16 protein-coding genes are annotated in these 16048 nt (G+C 24.2%); 14 read left to right on the top strand and 2 right to left on the bottom strand.

Going from position 1 to position 16048, the window contains the following annotated elements:
* Positions 1-108 precede the first annotated feature (108 nt).
* From BN346_RS16420 to BN346_RS16430, 3 genes are all read left to right on the top strand, one after another.
* Positions 109-1548 carry an FAD-dependent oxidoreductase gene (locus tag BN346_RS16420; RefSeq protein WP_040330058.1) on the top strand — a complete coding sequence of 480 codons (1440 nt, stop codon included), beginning with the start codon at positions 109-111 and terminating at the stop codon, positions 1546-1548.
* A gap of 277 nt (positions 1549-1825) precedes the next feature.
* Entirely contained in the window at positions 1826-2266 is a 441-nt protein-coding gene (locus BN346_RS16425) for a GNAT family N-acetyltransferase (RefSeq protein ID WP_051540466.1), read from the top strand.
* 58 nt (positions 2267-2324) lie between these two features.
* Positions 2325-2999: a hypothetical protein gene (locus BN346_RS16430; RefSeq protein WP_040330060.1), complete on the top strand. Its 675-nt coding sequence runs from the start codon at positions 2325-2327 to the stop codon at positions 2997-2999.
* A 219-nt stretch (positions 3000-3218) separates the two neighbouring features.
* Here the strand turns inward: BN346_RS16430 and BN346_RS16435 are convergent, their stop codons facing one another.
* Both BN346_RS16435 and BN346_RS16440 read right to left on the bottom strand, forming a co-directional pair.
* Positions 3219-3788 carry a YcxB family protein gene (locus BN346_RS16435; protein ID WP_040330062.1) on the bottom strand — a complete coding sequence of 190 codons (570 nt, stop codon included), beginning with the start codon at positions 3786-3788 and terminating at the stop codon, positions 3219-3221.
* A gap of 109 nt (positions 3789-3897) precedes the next feature.
* Entirely contained in the window at positions 3898-4527 is a 630-nt protein-coding gene (locus BN346_RS16440; protein ID WP_040330064.1) for a GNAT family N-acetyltransferase, read from the bottom strand.
* A gap of 110 nt (positions 4528-4637) precedes the next feature.
* Between BN346_RS16440 and BN346_RS16445 the strand changes: the two genes are divergently transcribed.
* From BN346_RS16445 to BN346_RS16495, 11 genes are all read left to right on the top strand, one after another.
* Positions 4638-5441: a MerR family transcriptional regulator gene (locus BN346_RS16445; RefSeq protein WP_040330065.1), complete on the top strand. Its 804-nt coding sequence runs from the start codon at positions 4638-4640 to the stop codon at positions 5439-5441.
* Positions 5442-5507: 66 nt separating this feature from the next.
* Positions 5508-7199, top strand: a complete 1692-nt coding sequence (locus BN346_RS16450) for a GGDEF domain-containing protein (RefSeq protein WP_040330066.1) — start codon at positions 5508-5510, stop codon at positions 7197-7199.
* 135 nt (positions 7200-7334) lie between these two features.
* Entirely contained in the window at positions 7335-7892 is a 558-nt protein-coding gene (locus BN346_RS16455) for a GNAT family N-acetyltransferase (protein WP_040330068.1), read from the top strand.
* A 147-nt stretch (positions 7893-8039) separates the two neighbouring features.
* The gene (locus BN346_RS16460) at positions 8040-9194 is read left to right on the top strand and encodes a DUF116 domain-containing protein (protein WP_242838444.1); all 1155 of its coding nucleotides are present in this window, start codon (positions 8040-8042) and stop codon (positions 9192-9194) included.
* Between the two features lies 1 nt (position 9195).
* Positions 9196-9714 carry a GNAT family N-acetyltransferase gene (locus BN346_RS20690; RefSeq protein ID WP_051540467.1) on the top strand — a complete coding sequence of 173 codons (519 nt, stop codon included), beginning with the start codon at positions 9196-9198 and terminating at the stop codon, positions 9712-9714.
* Positions 9715-9842: 128 nt separating this feature from the next.
* A complete protein-coding gene (locus tag BN346_RS16470; protein WP_040330071.1) occupies positions 9843-10694 on the top strand; it encodes an AraC family transcriptional regulator in 852 nt (283 codons plus the stop codon).
* A 622-nt stretch (positions 10695-11316) separates the two neighbouring features.
* Positions 11317-11694: a PH domain-containing protein gene (locus BN346_RS16475; protein WP_040330073.1), complete on the top strand. Its 378-nt coding sequence runs from the start codon at positions 11317-11319 to the stop codon at positions 11692-11694.
* 187 nt (positions 11695-11881) lie between these two features.
* Positions 11882-12160: a CD3324 family protein gene (locus BN346_RS16480; RefSeq protein ID WP_040330075.1), complete on the top strand. Its 279-nt coding sequence runs from the start codon at positions 11882-11884 to the stop codon at positions 12158-12160.
* Positions 12161-12282: 122 nt separating this feature from the next.
* Positions 12283-12852, top strand: coding sequence for a hypothetical protein (locus tag BN346_RS16485; protein ID WP_040330076.1), 570 nt, complete (start codon positions 12283-12285; stop codon positions 12850-12852).
* Between the two features lie 60 nt (positions 12853-12912).
* Positions 12913-13485 (top strand): hypothetical protein, encoded by a 573-nt coding sequence (locus BN346_RS16490; RefSeq protein WP_040330078.1) that lies wholly within the window; start codon positions 12913-12915, stop codon positions 13483-13485.
* A gap of 132 nt (positions 13486-13617) precedes the next feature.
* Entirely contained in the window at positions 13618-15642 is a 2025-nt protein-coding gene (locus BN346_RS16495) for a methyl-accepting chemotaxis protein (protein WP_040330079.1), read from the top strand.
* Positions 15643-16048: the final 406 nt, after the last annotated feature.

Genomic DNA, 16048 nt, shown 5'->3' on the forward strand with positions numbered 1-16048 from the left:
TTTATTAATAGATGGTGTAAATATAATTAAGAGATAGTTAAAAATTTAGTTAATATATATCTTGGATATATAATCTTAAAAATGAAATACTAAATATGAGGTGATTTCATGGAATCGGTATGGAGTGAAAGTTGTAAGTTTAGAAAAAGAGAAGTTTTAAGTAGAGATATAAAAGCTGATGTTTTAATTATTGGAGCAGGAATATCTGGAATATTGACTGCATATATGTTAAAGCAAAATGGTAGAGATGTAATTTTAATTGATGCAGCTGAAGTAGCAAGTGGAAACACAAAGAATACTACTGCAAAAATAACATCTCAACATAACTTAATTTATCATAAATTAATATCAGAGTTTGGAGAAAAAAAAGCTAGACAATATGCAAAAGCAAATGAACTTGCTATAAAAAAATATAAAGAAATTATTGAAGAAAGAGAAATAGAGTGTGATTTTGAACCGAAATCGTCATATATATATTCTTTAAATGAAGTAAATAGTCTTAAAGATGAGATAGAGGCAGCGAATAAAGTTGGTATTGATGCAGAATTTGTAGAAAAAGTTAATCTTCCTTTTGAAATTAAAGGAGCTATTAAATTTAATAATCAAGCACAATTTAATCCACTTAAATTTTTAAAAGATATTTCAAAAGATCTAATAATTTATGAAAACACTAGAGCAATAGAAATTAAACAAAACTTAGTAATTACAAATAAGGGAAATATAACAGCAAATCATATAGTAGTGGCAACACACTATCCAATAATGAATACACCTGGATATTATTTTTTAAGAATGCATCAAGAAAGAGCTCATGTTATAGCTTTAGAAAATGTAAATGATGTTGATGGTATGTATATAGATGTTGATAAAGATGGATACTCTTTTAGAAGTTATAATAATTTATTATTATTAGGAGGGGTGAAGCAAAGAACAGGAGAAAATGAAGATGGTGGAAATTATGATAAATTAAGAGATGTGGCAAAAGAGTTATATCCAAAATCAAAGGAAAAGTATCATTGGTCAGCACAAGATTGTATGACTATAGATGGCATACCTTATATAGGAAAGTATTCTGATGAAACACCTAATATATATGTTGCCACAGGATTCAATAAATGGGGAATGACAAGTTCAATGGTGTCAGCTATGATAATATCAGATATGATATTAGAAAATGAAAATGATTTTTCAGAAATATTTTCTCCAAAAAGATTTGATTTATCATTATCAATAAACAATCTTACTAAAGATATTGGGGAAACAGCTAAGAATTTTATTGCGCAAAAAATATATATTCCTAGTAGCAAAATAGAACATATTAGAAATGGTCATGCTGGAATTGTTGAATATAATGGAGAAAAAGTTGGGGTTTACAAAGATAATGAAGGAAAAGAATTTATTGTATCTACAAAATGTAGTCATTTAGGATGTCAACTTCATTGGAATGCAGATGAATTAACATGGGATTGTCCATGTCATGGATCAAGATTCGACTATAAAGGACGATTAATAGGTAGTCCTGCAACTAAAGATCTTGTAAATGATTAAATATGTATTAAAAAAATAAAAAAGCAAGAGTATTATTGAATTATAATTTAGTAAATTAGAAAATAACAAATTTCATTTTAGAAATTTGTTATTTTTTTATAGTATATTAAATATCATTATTTTAATAAAAGATTTAAAAAAATCGATAGAAAAGGGAAATTGGAATATATATTAAAATTTAAAAGGTAAATAATAACAAATATAGAATAAAAGATATATTAGAATTTAAATTAAGGATGAATTAATTTAAAATTTTGCAGGGTGGGTGAATATAACAATGGATTTAACTTATAAAAATGCAGATAAAAGTGATATTGAATGTATATTTAATTTAAATAAAAATCTTATAGATCAATATGAAGATATAAAAAGTATAGATTATGAAAAGGTGCTTTTATGGGTACATAAAAAAATTGAAAGACATATTTATGAGTATAAATGCATTATATTTGAGGGAAAAAAAGTAGGATATTATTTCTTTCATAAAGTTGATAGCAAAATGGAAATGGATGATTTATATGTATTTGAAGGCTATAGGAATTTAGGAATTGGAACAACTGTTTTAAATAATTGTTTTGAGAAAACAGATTTGCCTATTTTTTTATATGTTTTTAAGAAAAATATAAAAGCTATAAAACTTTATTCTTTATTGGGATTTAGAGTGAGTGAAGTATGTGGAAATACAAGATATATTATGCAAAAGCAAGATAATATTTAATGATTAATATCAACTAAAATAAAAAATTAATTAGTAAATAAAGCTGGAGGTGAAACATATGGAATTAAGAGAATGGAATAATTATATGAAGCAACTTAAGTCTATAATTTTAAAAGAAGATAGAATGGAAGAAAGCAAAGAAATAATTTTCAAAATACATTCAATGGTACATGCATCAAGTATGTTTGGAATAAATGAGATAACTTTTGAGGATAAAGTATGGGAGGGATTAGATGAATATACATTTAGAAGTTCAGTAAACGAAAAAGGGCGTACTGTAGCTTATGGAATTTGGCATTCTAGTAGAATAGAAGATATAACAATGAATATATTAGTTGCAGATACTAATCAGGTATTTAACGAGGAAAATTGGAAAAAAAGAATAGGATCCAAAATTAGTGACACAGGTAATGCCTTAGATAGAGAGGGAATATTAAGATTCAGTGAGAGTATAAATATGGAAGAATTAAAAAACTATAGAATTGAAGTTGGAAGAAGAACACAAGAAATTATTAAAAATTTAAATTGTAGTGATATGAAAAGAAAATTTAATAAAGACAAATTGCAACGTATATTAGATGAAGGTGCTGTTTTAAATGTAGAAGCATCAAATTGGCTTATTGATTTTTGGGGTAAAAAGAATATATCAGGAATAATTTTAATGCCAGCCACAAGGCATAATATGGTTCATGTAAATGAATGTTTAAAAGCAAAAAAGAGTTTGAAAAAATAAATTATATATTAAAAGAACAATGATATGTAAAATGAAATATTAAAAAAACATATAATACAAATAGTAGTTCTAATTTATAAGTTGAACTACTATTTTGGTGTAAAATATAAAAATAGACTTAATCATTTTTACATGAAGTATTATTGAAAAATGATGATAAATTTTGTATTTAAAATATATATGTTTTGAGAATTTAGATCAATTAATTTATTAGGTAAGTTATTTTGATGAAATATCATTATAATACTCATAATAATTTTTATTAAGTGTTGATTTTAATTTTGATCTACATTCTTTAATTTCATCATCAGAGAATGCAATTTTTTGAACTATAAGTGCTTGTGATTTAGTAATAAAAATGTATAGGACATCATTAAATTCATATACTTTGTGTAAAAATTCATACTTAATTTTAGATGTTCCATTCATTGAATCATTATTATTCTCTACCAATAATCTATCTTCAAAAAATATGTATTTAATTTTGGTATTAGCAATTTTAAAGTTGTTCTTCCAACATTTTCGAGGCATATATATCATTATAGTAATTGTTATTATACCCAGAGTTATATAAACTAAGGCTAAAGCTACGTAAGATCTATCAAATCCATTAAAAATTAATGATAAGATACATCTTATACTCCCTAAAAAACTTATTGCATAGATAAATGTAGGTATTATTTTATAAAATTTTGTTTTGTGTAAAGAGAAACAAAAAAAATTTCTAAAACTTTTATAATCTATACAACTTTCTACTTCTGCAATTTTATATTCATTCATTCCATCCATAAATTCATCCCTCCAAATTTATTATCGAATTATAATTATAAAAATATATAAAATTAGTTAAATTTATGAATAAAATGTTATTTATATGGTATTACATTATTAATGTCTTTTAAAATGTATATCCATATAAAAATATATTAAGGGTTGAGTTTAAAGAGTTAAAATAAATTTCTTTTTCAGCTAAACGGTTAAAGTTTTGACTATCATAAAACCCATAGTTGCAAATAGTATCTGTATATAAATATATAGATTTTACATTCATAGTTTTCATATAGTCACAAGCATATTTAATTAGAGCTTTGCCAATTCCTAAGCCTCTACATTTTTCAGTTACGATAAAAAGTTGTATACAACCTTGAAAATTAGATTCTTTTCCACTTATTAGTTCTTTATAAGTTTGAGTTATTTTTGAAAATTCTTTAAGATATAGTTTGTTTTCTTTTGAAGAAAATGATAATTTAATAGTATTTAGTGCAAGACTTAGTATATTATGAAATTTTTTAAGTTTATTATTATCATTTTTACAATCACCAAGAATAATTCCAATAATTTCATTATTTTTTACAGCAACTTTACTAAAAGAACTTGCAACAATACAATCTTCTAAATAAATAGTTAAAACTTTATCTAAAAACTTTTTATCTTTAACTATTTTACCAAATCCAAATGCTTCATTAATTAATTCTTTAATTTTATCATAATCATCTTTCAGTAATTCTCTATATATTATTTTATTCATATTTATAATCCTTCCATTTAATTAATTTAAATTTATTATCTAATTCTTTATAATGATAATAGAATCTCCCCTTAAAGGAGAGTCAAGTAAATTATAAAGGAAGTTAAAAAATGAAAAATCTATTTTCAATTGGTGAAGTTTCCAAGATTAAAAATATTACTATAAAGGCATTAAGATATTATCATAAGGTGGGTATACTTATACCCAAATATATAGATGAAGAAACAGGATATAGATATTATTCTATAGAACAATTTATATATATAGATGTAATAAAAGGCTGTAGAGCATTAGGTACTAGCATAAAGGAATTGCAAGAGATTTTTAAATCTTGTGATACGGATGAATTATTAAGATTTTTAAAAAAGAAAAAAATTGAAGCACAAGATAATATAAATAAAATGCAAGAAATAATAAATAATATCGATAATTTAAATAGCAGTGTAGAGTACTCTAAAAATGCATTAGTTAATGATAGTATAAGTATTAAATATTTTGAAGAACGTTATATAGTTGTAGTTCCTTGTGAAGAATCAGGAAGTTTAAAAGAATTAATATATTATTCTAATTTAGATAAACTTATAGAAAAAAATAATATAAAAACATCAATGGAAAGAGGGATAATATATAATGTTGATTTAGAAGGACAGGTAGAACCGAAATATGCATTTAGTGAATTAGGTGTTAAGAAAAATTTATATGATGATAAATTTATAAAAATTTTACAAAAAGGAAATTACTTGACATTATCATACACTAAAGATAATGAAAAGGAACGTGTAAATAAAGTATTTACATATATGAAAGAAAATAAATTAAAGGTAAAAAATTTTATAGAAATTGAGTTGTTTGATGATTTTTTTAATACAAATTCATATAGTTGTCAACTTCAAGTATTTATAGAAAGTTATTAATGATAAACATTGATGATTTAAAATATCAAATAATATTATATGAAAAAATGATTTAGGAGTTAAATAGTGAGTAAAAGTTTAAAAAAGAATATATTGAGTATTTTTTTTGTAATTACAATTATACTAGTTGTAATTACATTATTTATTACATGGAATAGTGAAAAAGCACACTTGAAATCAACAGAAACACCAGAAAAAATTGAAATATTAGGCACATACTATCTAGAAAAAGATAATAATGTTTACAAACTTCCAATTGATAATAATCTTGATTTATCTGGATATAACAAAATTATTGTTAAAGGAAATTTTGATAAAGATATACCGAAGAATAAAATGTTATCCATGAGAATTGATAACATGAAAGTTAAGATTTATGTTAATGGAAAAAACATATATTCTTTTGGAGATGAAAAAAATCAGTCTATAAATTTTAAATCTAATGGTAATTTATGGGATTTTGTTGTTTCACCTGGAATTTCTCATAATGATGATATAAAAATAGAATTAAGTAATATATACACAAATCATGTATCTAGTACATTTAAAACATTTTTAAATAATATTTATAGTGGATATGAAAACATTTTAATTTTAAACAATATAAGAAGTAAATATAAAAATTTATTTTTATCAATGTTTATACTTTGTATGGGAATTATAACGAGTGTATTTTCCGGTGTTATGTACTATAGAAAAAAATCAATGCCTATTTTAGTATGTTTTTCAGGATTAGCAATTAGTAGTGGAATTTGGTTTTTTATAGATTTTAAGGTAATAAGTTATTTTATTCCTTATCCTATATTTAATAATAGCTTAGATATAATAAGTATGTTATTTACTATATTTTTCTTGCTATTATATTTTTTCTTTAATTTAAAAAGTATATATAAAAAATATTTAAAATATATTGCATATATTTTTATTATACTAATCAATGTAACTACAATTATGCAATTTACTGGAAATATGGATTATTATGAATTTATACCTTTGATAGATGTATTATGTATAATTTCAGCTATAATAATTTCAATAATATTGTTTTATGAAGTAAAAAAAATGAAAAATATTTATGCTAATAAATTAGTATGGTCAATAGGGATAATTTGTATTGGAGCAACACTAGATATTATATGTAACTATTTTGAAATTATATCTTTATCAGTTTGGTTTAAAATTAGCTTTTTTATATTTTTAATATTACAATTCATTGGTGTTACACAAAGCATATATAATATTATATGTGAAAATGAAAAGGTTAAAACTTTGCAGGAAATAGCATATGTTGATGCTCTTACAGGAGTAAAAAATAGAAGAGCTTATTGGGAAAAAATTAATGAAATAAACAAAAATTTAAATTTAGGTAATATATTTATAGTAATAATTTTTGATATAAATAATTTAAAAATTATTAATGATACATTAGGACATGAAAAAGGTGACGAACTTATTAGAAATGCATGTAGGATAATTACTAATTTATTTAAAGAAAATTCTATTTATAGAATAGGAGGAGATGAATTTGTAGTTATTCTAGAAAATTTGAATTCTAGTGATTATAGTAACTTGTTAAAACAACTTAAAGATGAAATGCAAAAATTCATATATAATTGTATATGTGAATTAGATATTAGTTTTGCACATGGTGTTGCAATTTACAATGCTGATAGTGATAAATCTTACGAAGATGTATTTAATAGAGCAGATAAATCCATGTATATTAATAAATCACAAATGAAATGTATGCAAAAGTAATAAAATATAACTTAAAAATAGGTTGAAATCATATTTGGAGTATTGTTATTTGAGAAGAGTCTTTTAGGTTTATATTATAATAACATTATAGTAATATCAAATTGTAGCCAAATGTTTGAATTGGGGGACAATGAGATGTTAGAGAAAAATGATATATTTACTATAGAATGTGAAGATATAATTTTAAGAGAATTTCAAATGGAAGATTTAGATTCATTATATAAACTTACATTACAACCAGAGATAACAGATATTTTACCAGATTGGATAGGAACAAGAGAGCAATACAAAGATTGGATAGAAAATAAATATATAAAAGGAAATATGAAGTTTAAAGATTCTATTCCAAGTATTGGTGGAAGATGGATATCACTAGGAATTATATTAAAAGAAACAAATGAGTTTATTGGTTGGTGTTGCAATGGAGAAAGTTATGAAATGCCAATACCTAATAGAGATATAGGATACGCAATTTCTAAATATCATAGAAATAAAGGGTATGTGACACAAGCAGTTAAAGGACTAATAAAATATTTATTTGATAATACAGATGCTCAGTATGTTGATGCAATAGCATTAATAAATAATGGACCATCAAATAGGGTTATAGAGAAATGCGGATTTAAATATATTGAGGATATAAATATTGGAGATAAAAAATTTCATAGATATAAACTTAAAAAGAAGAAATGAAATAACATTGTAAAAGCACTGATTTTTATAGAAATTAGTGCTTTTAGTTTAAAATAAACTTTAAATTTGCATTATGAGTTTACATTTGTTGTAAAATTAAATACTATGATATTAACAAGCTTAAAAATTAAGTATTTTGATTGGGGGGTGAAAAATACAATAATGCAAGAAGTTATAACTTACTCATTATGCAAAGAACATGAGAATTCAAATATATATTATGAATATATAAGAAACTTTACTGATGAAGTTATAAAAGAAATGAATGTAAAAACTGAGAAAATAGTTTATGATTTTGGGATGTTTATATTGGAAAACAATGTAGAAGAAATAAGAAAAAATATAGAATATTCTCTTGAAATACTTACACTAGGAGTTTTATGGCAATGTTATATAAAAAGAGCTATAAAATTAAAAAATATTTCAAAAATGGCACTTATAAAATTGGGAGAGTTAAGAGAATATGAGTATTTAAAAAAATCATCAGATTTTTTAAGAGGGATTTTAGAAACAAAATTATTAACTAAAATAGATAATGAAAAAGTAGAATGTACATTAGATAATTTTAAAAAATTAATTGATTGGTTAATGGCTACAGGCGAATTTAAAGAAGAAGTTAAAAGACTAAGTAATTGGAATGAATTTTTTGAGAGTAAATCTGAAAAAGATATAACAAGTATAATAAATATAGCAATAGATTTAGCTAATTGGTTTAAAGAAGAAAGTGAAAAAAAACTAGGTAAGTACACGGAAAATGTTAAGAAATTCTATAAGTTAAAATACAATAAACATAAATGGAAAGAGGATTATATATATTGTGGAAGAAAAGAAATAGAATATCATCTTAATATGGTAGGTGCAGAAATATTAAATGGTGTATATAGTGAAGCATTTTTAAAAACAAAGGATAAAAGATTACTTTTGCCAGCATGTATGAGATTAAATTTAAATAATTGTAAAGCAGGTAAAACTAAATATGGATATGTATGTAGAAGTTGTATAAACAATTGTAAGGTTAGTGAGTACACAAAGTTGGGCAAGAAATATGGTTTTAAAGTTTATATTATTCCACATGAATCATCAGCTTTTACAAAAGAAAAAATTGAAAAGAATTATGTAGGAATAATAGGAGTAGCTTGTGTTCTTAATCTTATTTCTGGTGGATGGAAAGCAATAAGGTTAGGATTAATTCCACAATGTGTTTTGCTAGATTATTGTGGTTGTAAAAATCATTGGCACGAAAGTGGTATTGTAACAGATATAAATAAGGATAGGTTGTTATATATTCTTGGAGAAAAATAAGATGATTAGATTAGTGTTAAAATATGGGGATGTGTGGGAAATGAATGGTATAAGATTAAAAAAAAGGGAACTTAAACATGTGATAAAGTTTTGGGAAGAATCTAAAGATAGTGAATTACAAAGGCTATTTCCATTTCAAAATAATACATTAGAAGAAACAATAAAATTATATGAAGATTCATTATTAGAAAATGCTAAAAGCTACGGGAAAACAATTTATGTTGATGATTGTTATGTAGGAGATATATGGTGTTATTCTATAGATGAAACTTATGAAAAAAATTGTTTTGTTAGTATTGTTATTTTTGATAAAAATTATTGGAATAAAGGAATAGCAAGTATTGCATTAAGGGAGTTTAATAAAATAATTGCAAATAAATACGAAATCAATAGAATTTGTGCATTTACTTATAAGTTTAATATTGCATCAAGAAATTTATTAGAAAAAAATAATTTTAAATATGTTGAAGAATTTAAGGAAGATAATATAGAATCTTTATATTATGAATTGAAGATATAAGTAATAAAAGAATTAAGTTTATAAATATATAATATATAATGACTTTAACCTCTCATATTTACGTCAAAAAATGAGAGGTTTTTAGTGTTTTAAAATACTATACTAGTATTTGTAAGGGGATGATGTAAGTGGAATGGTTGGAAAGATTAAATAGTGCACTAAATTATATTGAAGATAATTTAAATGGAGATATTGAATATGAAAAAGCTGCAAAAATAGCATGTTGTAGTGTATATCATTTTCAAAGAATGTTCTCATATATAGCAGGAGTATCTTTATCAGAATATATAAGAAACAGAAGAATTACTAAAGCTGCATTGGATTTGCAAAATGGTGAAAAAGTGATTGATGTTGCAATGTGTTATGGATATGAGTCGCCAACAGCTTTTACAAGAGCATTTAAAAAGATACACAATGTCTCACCATCTAATGCTCAAAAGGAAGGAACTATTTTAAAAGCATATCCCCCTATAAGTTTTAAAATAACAATAAAAGGAGTAGTGGAAATGAATTATAGTATAGTAAAAAGAGAAGAGATTAGAATTGTAGGAGTTAAAGCTTCATTGTCAAATGATATTGAAAAAAACTTTAAACAGGTTCCTAAATTGTGGGATGAAGTTTCTATAAGTGGAAAAATTAATGAGATAGTAGAACTTATGAATAAAAATTCTAAGGGCGTATTAGGGGTTTGTTGCACTTGTATGGAGAAAGTAAGTGATTGGAGTTATTATATAGCAGTTGAAACAGATAAAGAAATACCAGTTGGTATGGATGAATATATAATACCAGCTTGTACGTGGGCAATTTTTTCTGGTGAAGGTGAAATGCCAATTGCAATTCAAGAAGTTGAAAAAAGAGCAATTACAGAATGGTTGCCTACATCAGGATATGAATATGCAGATGCGCCAGATATTGAAGTGTATTTAAATAAAGACCCTAAAAATGCAAAATTTGAAGTGTGGATACCTATTAGAAAATGATAATTAAACAATAATAAATTTATAAACCAATGAGTTTAAATCATTGGTTTATTTTATTATTTATGAATCTAAGTTCAAAGTCATGTCTAGGCAGTCGCTGAACCCGTCCTTGGGTTCAGGTCTTGAAAATAAAACACAAATTAATAAAATTTTCTAAATCAATTTTTAAAGAAATACTAATTTAAACAATTCCTGTTTCTTGATGAAATAAAAGTTTCAGTTGAGAATTTTAATTAATTTAATTGAAAATGGAAAATGGAAAGTTGAAAATGAATGTAAAAATTGGATTTCCAATTTTAAAGAATGATTTTTTATTAAGTTTACTAAGCAAATTAATTGAAAACAATATAAAAACGTAGTTTTTAAGCATTTCTATTTTTAGATATTAGGAACGAAGCGAGTAATATCTACCATAACTTTTCACTCTTCACTCTTACTTGGTTCCAAATACAAAAACAGGAATAAACTGTAATATAAATAGTATCACTTGATAAAGATGTTATTTAAACTTCGAACTTGGAACCCTATAATATTAAGAAAGTAATAAATTATTTATTAAGAATAGTGTAAAACAATAAATATTATGATATATTGATATAAATAAAAATATAGGAGGTACAACATGGGATTTTTTGATGGTTTAATAGGTAATGCATCAGAAGTAAAAGTTGAAAAAATAGTTGAGGAATATGAAAGATTGTTAGCGCCAAGTGAAAGAATAGAAAAAGCGTATAAATTAGTTAGAGATGTATTTATATTTACAAATAAAAGGTTAGTATTAATAGATAAACAAGGGGTTACAGCTAAAAAGGTTGAATATCATTCTATTCCGTATAGAAGTATAACACATTTTTCAATAGAAACAGCTGGACATTTTGATTTAGAAGCAGAACTTAAAATATGGATTTCTGGAACTTCAGAGCCAATAGAAAAAACTTTTAATAGCAGTTTAAATATATATGAAATTCAAACTGTTCTTGCTGAGTATGTATTAAGATAGAATAATAAAGGAATTTTAAATTACTCATAGAATATAATAAAATAGAAATGTTTTATTAATAAGGAGTGAGTTTTTTTATGAAAAAATATGTTATTTTTGCATAGCAGGGGCTATTGCAATTTAATTAAATAAATTTTGATATAGCCTTTGCTATTCCTGAAAGATTAAATTTTTTAGGAGGGCAAAAATGAGCTATAAAAAAGCTACAAAGGTTTTACCAATAGAAATTGTAAAGTTAATACAAGATTATATAGATGGTGAATATATTTATATTCCTAAAAAGGAAGAAAATAAAAAAAGTTGGGGTAGCAAAACCTCAACAAGAATTGAACTTAAGTCTAGAAATTCTAATATTTACAATGATTATTTAAATGGAATGAAGACAAGAGATTTAGCTGAAAAATATTATTTATCATTAAAAAGTATTCAAAGAATCATTTTAAATGAAAAAAAGTCATGTATATAAATAGAAAGAGTCTGTATGAAATTTATCATAGGGACTTTTTTTATTATCAAATATATAAATTTGTACCCTATATTTAATTGTTGAGTAATATATTATTAAATCAATTTAATATGTGGTGAAATATGAATTCTAATAATCTAAAAGATATAGAAGAGTTATTAAAGATAATAGGTTGTAATATAAAACAGGATGAAAGTAAAAAAAATGGACAAACAAAGTGTAAAGTTACAATAGACCCAACTGGGGGATCAGATACTAACTGTTGTGCTAATCAGGATTTAGATATTCCAAATGGGTTCCAAGATGTAGATCCTAAAGTTTTTGTTGTTTTAGGGGAGGTAGTAGGAAATGTTCTTTCTGGTGGATTACCACTAAATACCGCTAATGCAATATCAAATTGGTTTAACTTAATTGGGCAAGTAATAGAAACGTATTCATCTCAACAACAATATTTCCAATCAGGACCAGGAAGATTATATGATAAAAAATATAAAAATATTAGTAATCCATTTTGCACTTGTAATTGTACAACAGTAGATGAGAATGATAATAGCCAAAGTGAAAAATCAAATAATAATAGTGATATAATTGATATTAAAAATCAAATGGATAAGATATATAGTCATTTTGAAAGTGAGATATCAATTTTAAAAAATGAATTAGAGCTTTTAAAAAAAGAAAGAGAATATTAATGTAGACAACAGTTTTTTTTTGAGTATTATAGTAGTGAAATCATTTATAAGTGGTGAAGTATGGATTCCAATAACTTTCAATCATTTTGTAATATATTAAAATCTTTAGGTGTAACAAATTCAAATTCCCAAAACATAAATGATATTCAAATTGATCCAACGGCTGGAGCTAGTGGCAATAGTTGTAAATATGCTAATTTAGATATTCCATGCGGATTTCAAGATTTAGATCCTATGATAATTACTGTAGTTTCTGAGATGGTTGGAAATTTGTTATCTGGTGAGTTGCCTATAAATGTAGCAGGAGCGTTAGGAAACTGGTTTCAATTAATAGCACAAATAATAGAAATGTATATAGCACAACAACAATACTCACAGAGTGGACCAGGAAGATACTATAGTCCTGAGTATAGAAATGTTTCCAACCCATTTTGTGCTAATCCAGCTCAACCTGATGGACTTGAAGAAGTTGCTCCTAGAGTAAAACCTAAAAAGAATAATAAAAAAAAGATTAATAATGAAAATAATGATAAAGGAATGGAGGAGCTAAGAAAAGAGGTTGAGATATTAAAAGAGGAAGTAAATATGTTAAAGCAACAGATATCTATATTAAATAATAGAAATAGCACATAAAATGTAAAGCAATGTATTATTACTTTACATTTTTTGTTTTATAAAGAAAAAGTTAAATTATACTTTAATATATAAAGAAAAGAAGTAAAAATTGCGATAATAAGTTCATAGTGCAAGAAAGGAGTACAATAAATGAAAAAAGGAAAAAGTATAAAAAGTTATTTAATTAGTTATCTAGGTATAACATTTGTGAGTGTGTTTGTTGTAGCATTTTGTATGACATTCATAATTTCTAAAAATCAATTAGTTGATTTAAAGTTAGATAATATGGAAAGAATGCTTGAAGATTCTACAAAAATTTTAAATGCTAAATTAGAAAAGAGTATAACTATAGCAAAGGCAATTGCTACAGATGAAATTGTAGCTAACCCTAATATAAATTTTGAAGAGAAAAAATCTTCATTATTAAGATATGTTGAAGTATATGATTTGCAAGCTATAGCATTTATAGATGAAACAGGTTATTTAAAATCTACTGATGGATATGAAGAACACTTGTCAAAAGAGGGATATTATAAAACTATATTGGATGGAAAAATACATATGAGTGATCCAGTGTTAAATCCTCAAACAGAAAAACAAATTATATTTATAGCTGTTCCGATAATAGAAAACTCAAAAGTAGTTGGAGGAATAACAGTTACAATTGATAGTACATATTTATCAGAGTTAACTCAAAACTTAAAGTATTATGGTCTAGGTGGATCATATATTTTAAATAATACTGGAACTACAATTGCATCAGATGACATTGAAAAAGTAAAAGAAGGATACAACCTTATAGAAAAATCAAGTGAAGATAAAAATTTAAAAGAACTAGCAGAAATTCATAGAAAAATGATAAATGGACAATCGGGACTTGATGAATATAAAGAAAATGAAAAAAAATATGTTGTATATAAACAAATAGAAGATACAAATGGTTGGACAATGGCATTTGAAGTAAATAAAAAAGATGTAATTAAGGAAGTAAATAAGTTAATAACAGTATATGTGTTAATGACATTAGTTGGATTAACTATTTTAGTAAGTATTGTATATGTTATTGGAAATAAAATTGGAAACAGATTAACAATGTTAAAAGATAATATAGAAGTTCTTAAAGAAGGAGACTTTAATATTAAGATTAGTGAATTGGAGATGAAAAAAGATGATGAAATAGGAGTAATAAATAATTCACTGCAAGAAACAATAATGTATATAAGAGAACTTCTTAAATCTGTAAAGGATGGAATACATATATTAAATAATCAAGCAGAGGGACTTAATACTACATCAGAAACTATTACAACTGGTTCAGATGCAATTTCATCTGCAATGAATGAAATTGCTACAGGAAATAGTGAACAGGCTGTTGAAGTTTCTAAGATTCAAAAGGAAATGGACGAATTTGGAATAAGTGTTACGGATATAGATACTAATATAGGTAATGTTTTTCAAATTGCAGCAGATACAGGCTCTAAATTAGAAGTTGGAAAAAAAGAAATGGAAAAGTTAAATGAATCTGTAGTTAATTTTGATTCTAAATTTAAAGAGTTTAATACTGATATAGAAAATATGAATGATAAAATATCATCTGTAAATGCAATAACAACAACAATTAAACAAATAGCTGAAAAAACTAATCTACTTGCGTTAAATGCGGCTATTGAATCAGCAAGAGCAGGTGAAGCAGGAAAAGGATTTAGTGTTGTTGCTGAGGAAATAAGAAAATTAGCAGAACAAAGTCAACAGTCACTAGAACAAATATCTAAAGTTATTGAAAATGTATTACAAGAAGGCGACAAGATAATATATTCAACTAATGGAATGAATAAGGAAATGATTAATCAAAAAGAAAACATAGAAAAAACAATTGAATCATTTAATAATGTGGCAATGTCACTAGAAAACATTATACCTAAAATAGAAGTTATATCTGAAATATCTTATAACAATAATAACAGAACAAGCAATATAATAAGTTCTGTTGAAAGTGTTACAGCAGTATCAGAAGAGCTTGCGGCTACAACTGAGGAAGTTGCAGCTACATCACAAGATTTTACTCAATCAAGTAAAACTATTGAGGATGTTTCAAATAGTATATTAGAAATTATGAGTGATTTAAATGAAAAAATTGAGAGATTTAAATTAGATGAGGAAAAACAACAGTCATAATTAAATAAGAAAAATCGTAGAATTTAAAATACAAAGTAATTCTGCGATTTTTTTATTGTATATGAAGTTAAAATTAGAACATTATATGTTTGTTTATTTTGAGGAGTGATATATTTAAAAATGAATCAAATAAAGTTTAAGGCTGATATATCTTTAAAATCTTTAAATTACATATTTAAATCAAATAAAATACAATAATTTAAATATGATACATTATTATTTTATTTTTTAAAATTTAATAATAATAGTAATTAAATAAAAAGAAAAAATATGGGAATTTTTAAAAAAAATAAAAAAAATTAAAAAAAAGTTTACAAAGTTAATTGATTTTACATAAATATAAGTTTAATATAAAATTATAAAAATTTATATTTTATACAATAATGCAAAATATTATTGGTTTAAA

Origin of the sequence: Clostridium ihumii AP5 (assembly GCF_000612845.1) — a bacterium.
Lineage (GTDB): Bacteria > Bacillota > Clostridia > Clostridiales > Clostridiaceae > Clostridium_J > Clostridium_J ihumii.

Bases quoted from the DNA above. Each gene is read 5' to 3' on its own strand.
- BN346_RS16420 (WP_040330058.1), top strand. From the start codon at position 109: ATGGAATCGGTATGGAGTGAAAGTTGTAAGTTTAGAAAAAGAGAAGTT.
- BN346_RS16425 (WP_051540466.1), top strand. From the start codon at position 1,826: ATGGATTTAACTTATAAAAATGCAGATAAAAGTGATATTGAATGTATA.
- BN346_RS16430 (WP_040330060.1), top strand. From the start codon at position 2,325: ATGGAATTAAGAGAATGGAATAATTATATGAAGCAACTTAAGTCTATA.
- BN346_RS16435 (WP_040330062.1), bottom strand. From the start codon at position 3,788: ATGGATGGAATGAATGAATATAAAATTGCAGAAGTAGAAAGTTGTATA.
- BN346_RS16440 (WP_040330064.1), bottom strand. From the start codon at position 4,527: ATGAATAAAATAATATATAGAGAATTACTGAAAGATGATTATGATAAA.
- BN346_RS16445 (WP_040330065.1), top strand. From the start codon at position 4,638: ATGAAAAATCTATTTTCAATTGGTGAAGTTTCCAAGATTAAAAATATT.
- BN346_RS16455 (WP_040330068.1), top strand. From the start codon at position 7,335: ATGTTAGAGAAAAATGATATATTTACTATAGAATGTGAAGATATAATT.
- BN346_RS20690 (WP_051540467.1), top strand. From the start codon at position 9,196: ATGATTAGATTAGTGTTAAAATATGGGGATGTGTGGGAAATGAATGGT.
- BN346_RS16475 (WP_040330073.1), top strand. From the start codon at position 11,317: ATGGGATTTTTTGATGGTTTAATAGGTAATGCATCAGAAGTAAAAGTT.
- BN346_RS16480 (WP_040330075.1), top strand. From the start codon at position 11,882: ATGAGCTATAAAAAAGCTACAAAGGTTTTACCAATAGAAATTGTAAAG.
- BN346_RS16485 (WP_040330076.1), top strand. From the start codon at position 12,283: ATGAATTCTAATAATCTAAAAGATATAGAAGAGTTATTAAAGATAATA.
- BN346_RS16490 (WP_040330078.1), top strand. From the start codon at position 12,913: ATGGATTCCAATAACTTTCAATCATTTTGTAATATATTAAAATCTTTA.
- BN346_RS16495 (WP_040330079.1), top strand. From the start codon at position 13,618: ATGAAAAAAGGAAAAAGTATAAAAAGTTATTTAATTAGTTATCTAGGT.